Source organism: Ectobacillus panaciterrae DSM 19096 (assembly GCF_000430785.1).
GTDB lineage: Bacteria > Bacillota > Bacilli > Bacillales > Bacillaceae_G > Ectobacillus > Ectobacillus panaciterrae.
The window spans coordinates 175,936-191,237 of sequence record NZ_KE387246.1 but is presented as its reverse complement, the minus strand read 5'-3'; the positions used below and the strand labels follow the sequence as shown (position 1 = coordinate 191,237).

Genomic DNA, 15,302 nt, shown 5'->3' with positions numbered 1-15,302 from the left:
AGAAACAACAATCATCAGAGCAGGCAATGTATCTACAGAAAAAATAAGTAACATCGAGAAGTTCCTAGAGCTTCACAAGGGCCTTTCATTATTCATATGCCATTTACAATATTCCAAAAGAACATTCTCTGTAACTGGGTGGACCCAAAAGAAAGAAAGCTTTTGTTTTTCCAAAATTTCAGCAATACTGAAATACGGCCTCCATCGTATTTGGTCAAGAGGATAATCATAGGTAAACTGATAATCCCTGCATTTCCCTCCAAGTGCCATCACTAAAGTTGGCCAAATCATCTCCTCAATTGCATGTACTTTCGTTTCGCTCCACATCTTCTCTAACACATTCAAATCGGTAGATTGCAAGATTTTTTCCAAAATACTCTTGGTATACACCTGCCCTGGATTTAAATATCTTACAAAGTATTCCGTATTAAAAAAGGGCTTCCAATAATCCCATTCTCTCCACATATCATCAGTTGGCTGTATATGCGGTGTATCATGCGGAGTATTTAAAATATTCATGTGCCCTCCCATACAATCATAACCGTCCATATAGGTTCGCACATACTCCTCAAATCCATAATTTATAAAAATCATATCAGGATCAAGATTTACAAGATAATCAAATTCGATATTCTCTTCTTTTAACCACCTCATAGTAAAATACAAAAAGGCAGCTGCTTTTCCGTAAACAAGCTTTCTACTGTAAGGACATATTGGAACCCCTAAATGCTTGGCAAAGTTTTCATCTTCCCCCCCATTGAATAAAACCACCTCACAACCCGGATTATAATATTTTACATTTTCAATTTGCTCTTTAAGAACTTCCTCGCTTCTGTAAGCCACAATTACAAAATAAATAATAATAAACACCTCCAAATAACTATTTATTGACTATTAATAAATCTTATATAGTTTTTGGGATGGATCCTTGTCAATTGATGGAACATGGTACGCTTAAACGCTTGCTTTAACTCGCTATGTTGATGTAAATAATCCTCCCGTACATATAAAATCATATTTTGTGCATACCACCAGTCAACTCGAGGATTATTCCATACTTTTTCCCTAATATAATCTACTGGTTCATATCCATAAATCAAGAAGTATCTAGCCCAAAATTCAGCCCACTGTTCGTTTATATGTCCTATTCCTCCTTGATATGGAATTGCAGCCGAGAAAAGGATAACCGGTCCCAGTTGAACAAGATAGTCTATGAAGCGTTTACTGCCTTCATATGGGAGACACTCTGCCACTTCCAGACATAAAACTAAATCGTAAGATCGGTCAGCTGTCACAGGATTTGTTAAATCCATTTTCATAAATTTATCTTCTGGAATTCGCAGCAAATTTTTATTAATGTAAGGTCCGTCAATGCCCTTAATATCCTCAATACCGTATTTCTGAAAAACACTTAGCCAAGAACCGATACCGCACCCAATATCAATAACGGATTTAGGCTGAATAAGCCTAATAATATCCGGTACAACTTCTTCAGCTGAACGTAAAGCAGCAAGATGCTGCCATTGAAAGTACGCCTTATTAAATACTGACATTTCCATCCTCCCTTAGCTTATTTCATAACCTTCCTGTTCTAATTTATGTAAGGAGCAGTTAAATATGTTATGTGAACAAGACCAGACCATTGTTAAACCATTGTACCTGCTCAATCCATGCCAAATAGACCGCTTCAAGCGGTCTATTTCCAGACTATTGAAAAATAATTTTGTCAACTGGTTGGATAACTCCCCCTCTTCTTTACAACAGAAAGAGGGGAGAGAGCTCTTCTATACCATTATCAACAAAACTCGAACAGTCAGACAATCGGGATGGTACATAGCCATCCCTTGTCTGAAGGCGATTCATCCCCACCCTACTCATTGGGCTGCGCCCTTCTCATTCCTTGAGGATGGGGTCCTCTCGCCTACAAAAGATAAATATTCCTCTATCTCTTCCCAAGATACACAAATTACAGAGATGTCTTCCTCTATCAATTCACTTCCAATTTGCACTTCAATCAATTCAAGGTCAGTAATAGCTTTAATACTATGTTTTGCACCTATTGGAATCTCTAATACATCATCCGGCTTTACATGAAATAATTTATCATCAAGGACAAACGCTCCTTCTCCGGAAATAATTGTCCATACCTCCCGCCTTTTATTATGTGACTGGTAACTTATATTCTTTCCACTCTGAATGGCTATTTTCTTAGTCAATGCCTCTCTTCCCGGTTCAATTTTAGAATAATCGAGTACACGATACCAACCCCAGTGGCGTTCTTCATACATTGGTCTTTCATCTGCATATTTGATGAGTCCCTTTAATTCTGTACTTTTTGATTTATCGGAAATTAAAATCCCATCTGGACTTCTTACAACAATAATATTTGATAATCCTAATACCACCACAGGTGTATTTAATTCATTAATGACATTTGTATTGGCAGAATGATGAATCATTCCTTCTCCTAATAGACACTCATCTATCTCTTCTGCCAACGTATTCCATGTCCCTAAATCCTTCCATATTCCCTCGTACTCAACCATCACAATATTATTTGATTTCTCCAATACCTCATAATCAAAACTTACTTTCGGCAGTTGCCCATATTGCTCGATTAACTCTTCATATTTAATAGGCCATCCATTCTTATGCAATATAGATATTACATAAGAAAGTTTAAATGCAAATACCCCGCAATTCCAAAAAGCTTTATCTTGAATTAGCTTTTCGGCTTGGTTCTTACTCGGCTTTTCTTTAAAACCTTTCACAGTAACATAAGGAAGTTCTAAACTTTCTTGTCTTTGTTCGGGAATAATATACCCATACTTTTCAGACGGGAAAGCAGGTTTTGTACCTACTAAAGCTAGGTCTGCTCCGCTATCGATCAATACGTTCTCTAAATCCTTTATTTTCATATAAAATTGTTCGTCAACGTAAGAATCGGTTGGCAACACGCAAACAATCTCATCTAAAGGAATATTGACTTTAGAATATAAGAAAGAAGCAGCCAACGCGACAGCCGGAAATGTATCCCTCATTTCCGGTTCAATAATAATCGGGATGTCACTTCCTAACTGATTTTGTAATATTCCTATTTGAGCCTTACCGATAGCTACATATGTCGAATTCTCCAGATTCACTGACCTTAATTGATTCCATACCCTTTGTACCATTGATTCAAGCTGATTATTTTTTTTATTTCTAAGTATTTTTAAAAACTGCTTCGGTCTCGATTTATTCGAGAGCGGCCATAGTCTTTTTCCCGAACCGCCAGATAACAATATGAGTTTCATATATGACATCCTTTTGCCTTGAAAACTTTACCTACATTGTATTTAAGTGTTGTGTAATGTGTGTATAAATAGGCGTAAGAAGCATACTTGTTCGGAAATTTACACTTCAATTTCATTTATCATCTTGTAACCATGTCATCGTTATGCAATATACATACAATAGTGTATTCGTGAACAGAGGAAAGGAGTCAATATATGAAGATCGGGGTTAACTTATTAGGGCTTTCACAGGATAGATTTGGCGGAGTAGAACAGTACTTGAAAAATCTAATTTGGTTTTTAGCCAACAAGGACGATAAATTAGAGTTATTCCTCTTCCTTACTGACCCAAACAGCGGCATGTTTCCTGATCAGATCAATCAAATAAAGAAAGTCATATTAAAGAAAGCAGATGAGTCATCGAAAATTTATGAAGCTATACACCGGTGTCAATTAGACCTATGGTTTTGCCCCCTGCACAGGTCATATCTTTCGGATATTCCCATCCCGACCGTGGTAACCATCCATGACGTTCTCCATGCATTTTACCCCGAGTTTGTTTCTGGGGGATTAGAATTTAATAATCAATACTATAGAACTTTTGCCCCATCCTTCGATGCCGTAATCACCGTTTCTGAATTCTCTAAAAAATCGATTGCCGATCGACTCCACATTCCCGAAGAGAAAATTCATGCTATCTATCAGGATACATCAAACGTATTTTGCAAGTCTCCAAACAGGAGACTCAAGGCAAAAATCAAAGCCAAATACAAGTTACCTGATGTATACGCGCTATATCCCGCGAGTTATAACCCGCACAAAAATCATCACAATCTTCTTACAGCACTTATTCATCTTCGGGATAAACATAAAAAGCCAATTCCCCTTGTGCTTACTGGTTATACCTATAAAGAGAATATGATTTATCAGTCTGTTGTCAAATTCCTGAGGGATCACACTTTAGGGAAACAAGTAAAAATATTGGGATATGTCCCGCAGCAGGAAATGCCCTATCTTTACTATAACGCTAGCTTTTTAGTGTTCCCTTCTCTTTTTGAAGGATTTGGCATCCCTTTGGTGGAGGCAATGAGAACACAAACTCCTATCGTTTGTTCCAATGGGGGAAGTATTCCTGAGGTCGCCGGAGATGCTGCTCTGCTGTTCGATCCTGATTCCCCTGAAGATATAGCATTAAAAATGCTCCAAGTATTGGATCCGCAGACAAGAACAAAGTTAATAGAAAAAGGCCAAACAAGAGTAAAAGCATTCTCTTGGGAAAAGAGCGCTCAGGAAACACTAAATGTTTTTCGCAGTGTTGTACCCACTTAAAATAAGTCAGAGCACCATTATGAAATTCTTTGTTAAGGAGGGATATATTAATGAAAAAAATATTGGTCCTAAATCATTTCCCTACAGTTTATCCCCCAACAAGCGGCGGTACATTGAGATACTTCCATCTGTATCATAAGCTCAGCCAATATTACGATATTACTCTATTATCCCAATCGTACCGTCACCAACTGCATCCTGTTGAATTTTCCCCCACATTTAGGGAATATCAGGCCGAAAGGGATTCCTTGCATAATCAGATTGGCAGGGAAGCGCAAAATCAAAATAATTATGAATTTGCATTGATTATGAACGTTAAGCTTTCACAATACTCAAACTCATACAAAAAGTATTTTGATATCTTATATAAAAAAAGCGATATTATCATTCATGAATCTCCTTATTTACTAGGATATGACCAGTATCTTGGTCTAGATGATAAACTACGAGTTTATAACAGCCATAATCATGAATATGTATTGGCAGATCAGATTTGGGAAAATAAAAAGGCAAGAGAATTTCTTCCTTCTATTTATGAGCTGGAGAAGCGATTAGTGGAATACGCTGATTTAGTATTTGTTACTTCTCGGCAAGAAAGAGACAGCTTTACTGCTATGTATAACATGGATCCTGTAAAAATAAAGTTAGCACCAAACGGAATTAACCCGGAAGAATGGATTCGAAATACAACAACACTCAGCGCAAAGACCAGGGCCTTTTTCATTGGAGCGGAATATCCGCCCAACGTCGAATCAGTTCATTACATCATTCATCATCTCGCAGATAAATGCCCGCACATAGAATTTATTATCGCAGGAGGGTGCTGTACCCCTTTTTCAAGGGTAAAAAAGTCTAATGTTAAGCTATTAGGAAGAATCAATAACAAAGAAAAATTAAAATTATTTGCAAGTGTCGATATTGCCATCAATCCTATGTTTAAAGGTGCGGGCGTTAACCTAAAAACCCTTGAATTTTTATCGGCAGGCATCCCTTTGTTCTCTACGCAATTTGGCGTCAGAGGATTAAACCTTATCGACAAGAAACACTATATTAACGCGGAACAAGAAGACTTCGCAGATAAACTTAATGAATTTTGCCTTGATAAAGAACACTTAAAAGAGATATCCGCATGCGGACGAAAATATATTAATGACAACTATTCATGGCACAATATCGCTAAAAGCATGCAAGAGGAAATAGATGATGTAATCAATAAGAAAAACTGAGCGCGGGAACACCGCCCGTGTTCAGTCCTTTTTAGATGGGCATAGTGCGCCTGCCGCGTATAGTGACGGTCAAAGCCTGTAAAATGCCCGCTCCTGTGTTTATTGGACTCCACATGCAGTCTATTCTTTTGTGTGCCGCAGGGAGCAGCGTACTTAAAAGAAGAAACATAATGGGAAGCATTGATACGAAATTTTATACTTTACTTTATAAAAAAAAGCCGTCAGTGAAATCACATGATGGCCTTTTGGGCTTTCATCTTCGGATAAACTATAAGGATTTTTGTATAGAATAGACGGCTTCGGCCGATTACTTGAAATTCTCCTATTATCCTATTATCTTCTCTACGAATTGCTTCAATGCGATGCCGGCTTTATCCCAAGACAGTTGAAGCATATCCCTTCTGCCTTGGAGTCCTTTCTGTCTGCAAAGATCCGGATTTTCATATGCATATCTCATTTGTTTTTTTAAGTCGTCAATATCAGCTTCAGCCCAAATTTGTCCTTCCTCTTCAAACAAATCGCGATAAACTGTCGATATTGCATATTCACTATTCATGCTGATTCCCGGATGACTTAACTTATAATCGACCAAGAAGGAATTCTTTTCATTTAAGAAATCCATTTGTCCCCCCCAGCCGGTAGCTATCACCGGAATACCGCTTGATAGTGCTTCAATAAACGGCAATCCTACTCCTTCCCCCCTTGTAGGAAGAACAAATGCATTACCCAGTGTATAGATTCCTCTGAATTGCCTTTCCCCGAGTATGCCTGTCATAATAAAAAGGGGTGCTGTTTCATCACCAAACCCCAGTTTCTTTTTATATTCAAATATCTTATTAGTAATTCTTTCACTCTTGTCCCCATAAGTTTTGATTACCAAAACTACATTATCATTAGAAGTAAACTCCTCCCAATAAGCCTTTAATAAGGTTTCAGGATTCTTTCGGTGTTGAAAATCAAATACAGCTACAAAAATAAACTTTCCTGCCGCTTCTTCTAACGGCAGCTTCTCATTTTCAGGTTTATACTTATTCGTATCTGCCCCGTGTGGAACTAAGAATACGGGAACATTTACACCGCTATTTATCATAGCCTCAATATTTTGTGAGCATGGGACGCACACAGCATCGAATTTATTGATGATCGGCAGCCAACTATTAGGGATTTTTGGAGTTTCCCATACGGTATTCAAAATGCTGTAATTGAACTTTTTCCTTTCTTCTCTTGTGTCGATATTTCCTGGAGGAGTGTGATAAATTAAAATCCTCTGTTTATTTCTTGCATAAGCTTTTTTTATTAAATAACGCAACCTTTTCTTTTCGTATCTGTCAACTCCAGTGAACGAAAAACCCCATGTGTACGTTTCAATTTTAACATCGACTCCTTGGCGGTCTAACGCCAAAGCATATTCTCTGCTTGCAGCTCCATATCCTGTGGCATCCAGTACCGGCCCCCTCCATACGATTTGGTAATCCTTCATAATTCCCCCCTTTGTCCATACTGCATCCTTAGTTTATCTGTTGAACTTGGTAGCGTCCGTGTTACAAAACCAGCCTTCTTTCATTCATTTTGTACGGCCTATTTCTAATGTATGACACACCTCATTTGTATTTGCTTGTATAGTGATGCAATAAAAAGCAAATTGAAGAAACGCACCCGTTTTTTACAGCGGGGAGATTGAGTCAGTCATATTATGTAACCAATTTTTGCAGCAAAAATATAATAATATGGATTTGGTATGCATCAGGTTATTTGGCGTATTGTTCTAGAGGAGGTTCGTATGAGAATTGTTCAAGTTGCCCCAAATATATTCCCCTTACCGCCAGATTATGGAGGGATAGAAAGAGTCGTTTATGATCTAACCGAGGAATTGGTAAGCAGAGGAGAAGAAGTATTTCTATATGCACCTAAAGGCACGAAAACAAGTGCCCATTTATTAGCATATCCCCATTCTGGAATTTGGAACAATAATTATCAGATTATACAGTATGTAAAAAGAACTCTTCCGCGGAATATTGACATCATTCATGACCATACACACTATTCTGTAATAGGAAAAAAAAGGTTACGGGTGCCGACAGTTTGCACCGTGCATATGCCTACCACCGCCAAAGTGAAATACCCCATTTACGTAAGTGAAGCAGCCCTAAAAGTTTATGGAAATAATTCCGGGGATTATGTTCATAATGGATTAAATCTTAACGATTTTGAATTTAGTGCGAAAAAAAAAGATTATTTGTTATTCTTAGGAAGAATTTCAAAAGATAAAGGGACACATTTAGCTGTTGAAGTTGCAGAAAGAACCGGTCAAAAACTAATTGTGGCAGGTCCGAATTTTGAAACAGATTTTTTTGATTCCGTTCTTAAATCCAAACTACAAGGTAATCAAAATATTGAATACATTGGTGAGGTTGGCGGAAAGAGAAAGCAAGAATTATTAAAGAATGCCAAATGTTTATTGTTTCCTTCCATTTGGGATGAACCCTTCGGATTGGCAATGATTGAAGCAATGAGTTGTGGAACGCCGGTTTTAGCATTGAATAATGGTGCTGCACCTGAAGTATTAAAAAGGTTCCCGAGTTTAGTGTGTCAATCCACTGATGAAATGGTTGATAAAGTGAATTTAAATCAATTTCCGTCCCCTATATTACTTCATAAATATATAGTAGAAAACTTTACAAGAGAAATAATGGCAGATAATTATTTAAGGATATATAAGCGTGTCGCAAAACGATAATAAAAACCCAATATATAAAAACCGTCTTTTTACAGTGGGCGAGAGCATCCAGCGACGTGCGGAAGCGGTCAAACCCTTGTAGTGGTCCATGCAAGGGTAAACCATAGAGAGAGAGTGAGCACAGTTTCCTTTTTGTTCTACGTGGCAAACGATAGATATGTCGGAATAACAAGGTGGACTTATATAGTTTGGCTCAAGGCATGCTTGATTATGTGCTCAGGATCCTTTACAAAGCTTTTGGAAAGAAGGAATAATATGAAAGTTGTCATTCTTGCAGGAGGGTTTGGAACAAGAATAAGCGAAGAATCACACCTAAAGCCTAAACCAATGATTGAAATTGGCGGCTATCCAATCATTTGGCATATTATGAAAATATATTCTGCTTACGGATTTAATGAATTCATAATTTGCTTAGGATATAAAGGTCATATCATTAAAGATTTCTTCTTAAACTACTTTCTGTATAAATCCGATATAACTGTTGATTTCAGTAATAATAATGAAAAAATAATTCATAATCACAATGCTGAGCCTTGGAAAGTCACATTAGCAGAAACAGGAATAGATACAATGACAGGCGGGCGTGTAAAGAAAATTAAGGACTATGTAGAAGATACTCCATTTATGCTGACGTACGGAGATGGTGTAGCCGATGTAAACATTCATAAGTTGCTGGAATTCCATAAAGCGCACGGGAGATTAGCCACACTTACTGCGACACAACCTACAGGAAGGTTTGGAGTTCTAAAGCTGGCAGAAAACCAGAGAGTAGAAAGCTTTCAAGAAAAGCTAAAGGGTGATGGCGGATGGGTTAACGGCGGATTCTTTGTATTTCAGCCTGAAATATTTGATTACTTAAATGATGAAAATACAGTTTTAGAAAAAGAACCTCTAGAAAATTTAGCTAAATGCAATCAATTAATGGCATATAAGCACCATGCATTTTGGTATCCCATGGACACATTGCGTGATAAAAAATATTTAGAAGAATTGTGGAAAGAGGATAAAGCTCCATGGAAGATATGGGCGTAGATAACTGAGGTGTAAAATATGATAGATAAAGACTTTTGGAAGGATAAGAAAGTATTTATCACAGGTCATTCAGGTTTTAAAGGTTCATGGCTCTGCTTATGGCTAAATTCATTAGGAGCAAAAGTTACAGGATTTTCTCTTAATCCGCCAACAAATCCTAATCTCTTTAAATTATGTCATATCGATCAGTATACGAAAACCATTATTGGAGACATAAGGAATATCAAATCACTACATTCTGCCCTAATGGATGCTAATCCTCATATTGTCATTCATATGGCTGCCCAACCCCTGGTTAAAGCATCCTATCAGGATCCTATCGAAACCTATGAAACTAATGTAATGGGAACAGTTAATTTATTTGAGGCTACAAGAGATGTCGCTAAGCGAAAGAAAAACATAAAAGCGGTTATCAACGTTACCTCTGATAAGTGTTATGAAAACAGGGAATGGCATTGGGGCTACAGAGAAAATGATCCAATGGGAGGATATGACCCTTATTCCAATAGCAAAGCCTGTTCAGAGCTGATAACAGCATGCTACCGTAATTCTTATTTTAATCCCGAAGACTATCAAAAGCACGGGGTCGCTGCAGCTTCAGCGAGATCGGGAAATGTAATTGGCGGCGGAGATTGGGCATCTGATAGATTAGTTCCTGACTGTATACGCTCTCTTCTAAAAGGGGATGAGATAAAAATTAGAAACCCGCACGCTATTCGACCTTGGCAGCATGTCCTTGAAGCTCTAGGGGGTTATATTATATTAGCTCAGCATCTTTACTTGCAAGGCGCAAAGTATGCAGAAGGATGGAATTTTGGTCCAAAAACCGAAGATGCCCGGTCAGTGGAATGGATTGTAGCTAACATTTGTAAGAAATGGGGAGCAGAAGCATCTTTTAAGATAATAAGCGACCAAGACAAGCATGAAGCACAGTATTTAAAATTAGATTGCTCAAAAGCCCATTTCAGATTAGGCTGGCAACCGAAATGGGAGCTGGAACAGGCCATTGATAAGGTAATTGAGTGGACGCGTGCCTATCAAGCATCTAAAGATGTAAAGGAAGTATGTCTAAAACAGATTGCCGAATATGAAAGCGGAGATTAAGGATGAGTCTCAAGCACAATGTATGTCAACTACAAGTTATGAAGGGTGCCCCAAAAGCATGCAGCGCAGGTTTGGGACACCCTCTGTTTTCATATTTTAATCCAACAATAAAACCGCTCCGGAGCGGCCAAACCAACCAAGAAAGCAGAAACGATTTTATATATGCAATCTTAATTTTTCAATTGTAATTATCTAGCTCATACTTAATAATTTCACATATTTGTTTTACATCACTAACATGCAGCTCAGTATACATAGGTAAAGCTAAGACCCTGTCACTCACATTGGCTGCAATAGGAGTTTCTTCAGAATTGTAATCATAGCATCCAAAGTCATTACATAATGGATAGAAATACTTTCTTGTGTATACATTGTACTCTCTCATTTTCTCGAATAACCAATCTCTCATGACATTATTAGCCAACAAAATAGGAAAATAAGAGTAATTATGTTCTACTTCCTCGATTTGCGGTAAAAATTGTATTTGCCGAATTTCCTTTAAGTGCTTAGCATATTCTTCGTAAATACTCTTTCTCTTGCTTATATCCTCTTTAATCGTTTTAATATTGCATAAACCCATAGCTGCCTGAAACTCATTCATTTTAGCGTTTGTTCCTACAAAATCAACAGTTTCCAGAGAAGTAATGCCAAAATTCTTAAGAGCTTTCAATTTTGAGTTTAGTGTATTGTCATGAAATGTTAATAGTCCGCCCTCAATTGAGTTAAAAACCTTTGTAGCGTGTAAGCTGAACATGGACACGTTGCCAAAATTGCCGATACCTCGGCCGTTTATCTCCACTCCAAAGGCATGTGCAGCATCATATATAACCTTCAAATTATACTTTTTCGCTAACTCGCTTATCTTATCGACATCACATGGGTTTCCAAAGACATGAACCGCCAAAATCGCGATTGTTTTGTCAGTAATGTATTTTTCAATTTGATCTGCATCAATATTGAATGTTTCGGGTTCAATATCACAGAATACCGGTTTAAGTCCGCAGTTTGTAATGGCGTGTACAGTAGACGCAAAAGTGAATGGCGTGGTTATAATTTCCCCTTCCAATCCTAAAGCTTTGATAGCTGTCTCTAGGGCTAAGTGACCATTGGTAAACAGCTCTGCTTCACTGACTTTTAGATACCGCTTCAATTCAGACTTAAATCTCTCATGTAAAAGCCCGTCATTCGTCACCCACTTCCTATCCCATATTTCCTTGATTTGATTGCAATATAAACCAAAATCAGGAAGTTTATGTTGTGTCACATGCATCGCCTGTGTGAATTTCAACTCTTTCTTCATGTTAATTTCTCCAGTCTATTAAGCATTCTAACGAATCCGAATCAAAAACCGGGATATCTTTCATTTCCTTCGTTCGTTTTCCTTCACTATACAAATCATCTATAATTTATTTTTTAAACATATAATTTAATAGCGTCATGTACTCTTCGTCTTTTCCTAAGTCGAAACAGTCCATTTCCAGTACTTGAGCCTTAGCCGCATAATTTGTAAGCATTTTTTTGATCGCATCCGTAAGCTGGATTTCATTACCGATCCCGGGAAGAGTCTCATTTAAAAAAGAGAAAATTTCAGGTGTAAAAACGTAGCGTCCAATTACAGCTAAATTTGATGGAGGGGCAGTTTGGGGTTTTTCAATAATATCTGTAATATGGTATAGTCCTTCAGTAAGTTCTGTTCCTTTTATTACACCATAAAGCTTTAAATCCTCTTGTTTTACTGCCTTCACTCCGATGATGGTTTCTTTATATTGGTTGTAAGCAGCGATTGTTTTTTGGAGTGCGTTAGCTGTCTCATTTATAAAAAATTGATCGGGAAGCAAGACCGCAAATGGCTCATCCCCGACAAATCGCTCCGCTAAACGAATGGCATCGCCTAATCCCTTTGCATATACTTGCCGGATAAACTGAATATGAACATTTGGCAGTTCTAGTAACGGAATTAAGTGTGACTTTTGAGCCTGATTCAGAAACATTTCCAATTCTAACGAACAATCGAAATAGTCCATGATCATATTTTTGGAACGGGAAATGATGATCAGAATTTCCTCGATTCCCGCTTCAACCGCTTCGCGTACGATATAGTCAATCGCTGGGCGCCCTGCAATAGGAAACATTTCTTTGGGCAAAACTTTTGTGATAGGAAGGTTTCTTGTTCCGTATCCCGCTGCCGGTATTACAGCCTTTTTTACCACTTTATGCCACCTCGCTTCTGCACATAATGAGGAATAGTATACTGCCAGTCGCTTTTTTCTACATTAATTAGTATATTTGTAGGTAAGTTCGTTTGTTCCATCTTGTCAATTTTCAGTGAAAACACCTATGATATGCAATCGAGTAGGAGAGGGTGACTAACCCTCGACCTCTCACACCACCGTACGTACCGTTCGATATACAGCGGTTCAACTATAAATGATTTATAATTTCGACGTTTTCATTTGCTATTTCGAACAAAACGGCATTGGCACTTACTTCCTCTCTCTGGTTTACCCTTATATGGGCCACTACAAGAGTTTGGCCGCTTCTGCACGTCGCCGGATGCTCTCGCCCCACTATAAAAAGACGATTTTTTTATTCACTTGTACATAAGTATCACGCAATTCGTTGTATCGTTGATATAAACTTCTTAACCCTCGGCAGCTCCAATAGGAGTGAATTTCACGGGAATAAAATCATAGAAGCCTTTTTCTGATCCGAAAGAAACGTTTTTTATCTTGTCTCATAAACTATTAAGAGATGAAGAAGGAGGTGTGACAATGAAGATAATTAAAGGACAGAAACCAATCATAGCAGGATCTGCTTCATCATCGACCACAACGAAAAAACAAAGTGGAGGCTGTGGATGCGGTCAAAATAAAAACGTAAAAATAAATAAGTCGAATTAGAAAAGAGACTTATGATTCTAGTATTTTGCTGCAAATAGAGCCCTCTTGAAAGATTCAAGAGGGCTCTATGGCTATCGTATTGTTCTCTTAAAGCGACTTAATGCACCGTTTGTTAGCCGTTAATTCTAGGCTACCTTTCTATTTAAGCAGTTTACATACAAGGTGGGGGAAGCGGTGGACAGTTGGTGCAATTAGATTTTCTAATACACACCTTGACAATGTCTTTTTCAAGAACTTTCCAGAATACTTCGACAGTGCCTTCTCCGTGCGGTCCCGGGCGTGTTCCGAAATTTTGTGGTCTTGGTGTACCTTCACATAAAACGGCAAATCCACAAACTTCGAAATGGTCTCCTTCGTTTGCATCATCACGGTCAATGATACATTGGAATGATCTCTCGTCACAAATTTCTTTCGGACATTGGTTTCCTTGTTCATCCACCGATGTAAACTTAATTTTTTTCGCTAATGTGCCGCAAATGATGACTTTTTCAGGGCAAACATCTTCAACAACAGGCGTCTGCGTGAAAAATACCTCCGTTGTTAGGTCTGCTGAAGCCAATGCAGGCGGAACGAGCTGTGTTTTAAATTCAACGGCAACTTGACAGCAAGTTTGCGGATTTGGAATTGGACATACAGTTGTTGTTGACGTTGTAGATGTTGTAGATGTTGTAGTTGTAGTGGAAGTTGTGGTCGATGTTGTCGACGTTGTTGTCGATGTTGTCGACGTTGTGGACGTTGTTGTCGATGTTGTCGACGTTGTTGTCGATGTTGTCGACGTTGTTGTCGATGTTGTCGACGTTGTTGTCGATGTTGTCGATGTTGTGGAACTTGTCGTTGATGTTGTGGAACTTGTCGTTGATGTTGTGGAACTTGTCGTTGATGTTGTGGACTTTGGACATCTATCCATTTTTTCCTCTCCTTATATATATATGAATATGAGATTAGGGAATCAGGAAAAAATAAGTATGATAATAAGCTACTGTCCTAAAACCCTAAAATACAATATGTGAAACCGGACAATTCGGTATGGGTAGTTGCCGAGAATGGACTGTAAAGATAAACAATGTGCATCTGTCTACCAATTTAATAGCCTTATCCGAAAGTCATAGATGTCTATCCCGTCTTGTTCATGATGGTGCCTAAACTGGCAAGCAAAGATTTGTTCTGTCTTTGTATAAAAAAAGACCTCAAGAATCATAAAGAGTCGAGAGGTCTCTATGGCTAGCGCATTGTTCTCTTAAAGCGACTTAATGCACCGTTTGTTAGCCATTAATTCTAGGCTACCTTTCTAATTTAAGCAGTTTACAGACAAGGTGAAGTAAAGGTAAAGTCGTCGGAAATAGGAATTCCATCAATTAGAGCCGTAATTGTAATGGTTACATTTCCTGGTCCAGTAGGAGTGCTATTCGTACTAAAAGTTCCACCTGGTCCTGTAATAACGGCAAGTGGAGAAACAGATGCTGAACCACTTTTTACTGCGAAAGATACTGGTATTCCTTCAACTCCAACACCGTTCACTGTCACAACTCCATTTCCAGTGGAAGAAACGTTACACGCGCTAAAAGCGACTCCAAACGCTATTCCACTTCTGGAGAAGGTTGTGGACAAGGTGGGGGAAGCGGTGGACAGTTGGTGCAATTAGATTTTCTAATACACACCTTGACAATGTCTTTTTCAAGAACTTTCCAGAATACTTCGA

General features: G+C 38.2%; 14 protein-coding genes. 7 read left to right on the top strand and 7 right to left on the bottom strand.

Features of this window, described 5'->3' with window-relative positions:
* Positions 1-72 precede the first annotated feature (72 nt).
* From H540_RS0123390 to H540_RS30735, 3 genes are all read right to left on the bottom strand, one after another.
* A complete protein-coding gene (locus H540_RS0123390) occupies positions 73-870 on the bottom strand; it encodes a hypothetical protein (RefSeq protein ID WP_155891122.1) in 798 nt (265 codons plus the stop codon).
* Positions 871-884: 14 nt separating this feature from the next.
* Positions 885-1,553, bottom strand: a complete 669-nt coding sequence (locus tag H540_RS0123385) for a class I SAM-dependent methyltransferase (protein ID WP_028402619.1) — start codon at positions 1,551-1,553, stop codon at positions 885-887.
* Positions 1,554-1,874: 321 nt separating this feature from the next.
* Positions 1,875-3,296, bottom strand: a complete 1,422-nt coding sequence (locus H540_RS30735; protein WP_051317251.1) for a sugar phosphate nucleotidyltransferase — start codon at positions 3,294-3,296, stop codon at positions 1,875-1,877.
* A 195-nt stretch (positions 3,297-3,491) separates the two neighbouring features.
* Here H540_RS30735 and H540_RS0123375 point away from each other — a divergent pair, with 195 nt between their 5' ends.
* Both H540_RS0123375 and H540_RS0123370 read left to right on the top strand, forming a co-directional pair.
* Positions 3,492-4,604 carry a glycosyltransferase family 4 protein gene (locus H540_RS0123375; RefSeq protein WP_028402618.1) on the top strand — a complete coding sequence of 371 codons (1,113 nt, stop codon included), beginning with the start codon at positions 3,492-3,494 and terminating at the stop codon, positions 4,602-4,604.
* A gap of 50 nt (positions 4,605-4,654) precedes the next feature.
* Positions 4,655-5,830, top strand: coding sequence for a glycosyltransferase family 4 protein (locus H540_RS0123370; RefSeq protein ID WP_051317250.1), 1,176 nt, complete (start codon positions 4,655-4,657; stop codon positions 5,828-5,830).
* Positions 5,831-6,155: 325 nt separating this feature from the next.
* Here the strand turns inward: H540_RS0123370 and H540_RS0123365 are convergent, their stop codons facing one another.
* Positions 6,156-7,310: a glycosyltransferase gene (locus tag H540_RS0123365; protein WP_028402616.1), complete on the bottom strand. Its 1,155-nt coding sequence runs from the start codon at positions 7,308-7,310 to the stop codon at positions 6,156-6,158.
* 300 nt (positions 7,311-7,610) lie between these two features.
* Between H540_RS0123365 and H540_RS0123360 the strand changes: the two genes are divergently transcribed.
* From H540_RS0123360 to rfbG, 3 genes are all read left to right on the top strand, one after another.
* Positions 7,611-8,567 (top strand): glycosyltransferase family 4 protein, encoded by a 957-nt coding sequence (locus H540_RS0123360; protein WP_155891121.1) that lies wholly within the window; start codon positions 7,611-7,613, stop codon positions 8,565-8,567.
* Between the two features lie 255 nt (positions 8,568-8,822).
* On the top strand, positions 8,823-9,599 hold the full coding sequence (gene rfbF / locus H540_RS0123355) for a glucose-1-phosphate cytidylyltransferase (RefSeq protein ID WP_028402614.1): 777 nt from the start codon (positions 8,823-8,825) through the stop codon (positions 9,597-9,599).
* A gap of 18 nt (positions 9,600-9,617) precedes the next feature.
* Positions 9,618-10,703 carry a CDP-glucose 4,6-dehydratase gene (gene rfbG / locus H540_RS0123350; protein ID WP_028402613.1) on the top strand — a complete coding sequence of 362 codons (1,086 nt, stop codon included), beginning with the start codon at positions 9,618-9,620 and terminating at the stop codon, positions 10,701-10,703.
* A 178-nt stretch (positions 10,704-10,881) separates the two neighbouring features.
* Here the strand turns inward: rfbG and H540_RS0123340 are convergent, their stop codons facing one another.
* Both H540_RS0123340 and H540_RS0123335 read right to left on the bottom strand, forming a co-directional pair.
* Positions 10,882-12,003: a DegT/DnrJ/EryC1/StrS family aminotransferase gene (locus tag H540_RS0123340; RefSeq protein WP_028402611.1), complete on the bottom strand. Its 1,122-nt coding sequence runs from the start codon at positions 12,001-12,003 to the stop codon at positions 10,882-10,884.
* Between the two features lie 106 nt (positions 12,004-12,109).
* Positions 12,110-12,913 carry a UTP--glucose-1-phosphate uridylyltransferase gene (locus H540_RS0123335; protein WP_028402610.1) on the bottom strand — a complete coding sequence of 268 codons (804 nt, stop codon included), beginning with the start codon at positions 12,911-12,913 and terminating at the stop codon, positions 12,110-12,112.
* Positions 12,914-13,474: 561 nt separating this feature from the next.
* Between H540_RS0123335 and H540_RS35280 the strand changes: the two genes are divergently transcribed.
* Complete coding sequence (locus tag H540_RS35280; protein WP_281172540.1) at positions 13,475-13,603, top strand: hypothetical protein; 129 nt, start codon at positions 13,475-13,477, stop codon at positions 13,601-13,603.
* A gap of 151 nt (positions 13,604-13,754) precedes the next feature.
* On the opposite strand, the gene H540_RS35720 is transcribed toward H540_RS35280, so the two are convergent.
* A complete protein-coding gene (locus tag H540_RS35720) occupies positions 13,755-14,510 on the bottom strand; it encodes a hypothetical protein (RefSeq protein ID WP_051317249.1) in 756 nt (251 codons plus the stop codon).
* A 465-nt stretch (positions 14,511-14,975) separates the two neighbouring features.
* Here H540_RS35720 and H540_RS0123320 point away from each other — a divergent pair, with 465 nt between their 5' ends.
* On the top strand, positions 14,976-15,245 hold the full coding sequence (locus H540_RS0123320; protein WP_028402609.1) for a hypothetical protein: 270 nt from the start codon (positions 14,976-14,978) through the stop codon (positions 15,243-15,245).
* The last annotated feature ends 57 nt before the right edge of the window (positions 15,246-15,302 follow it).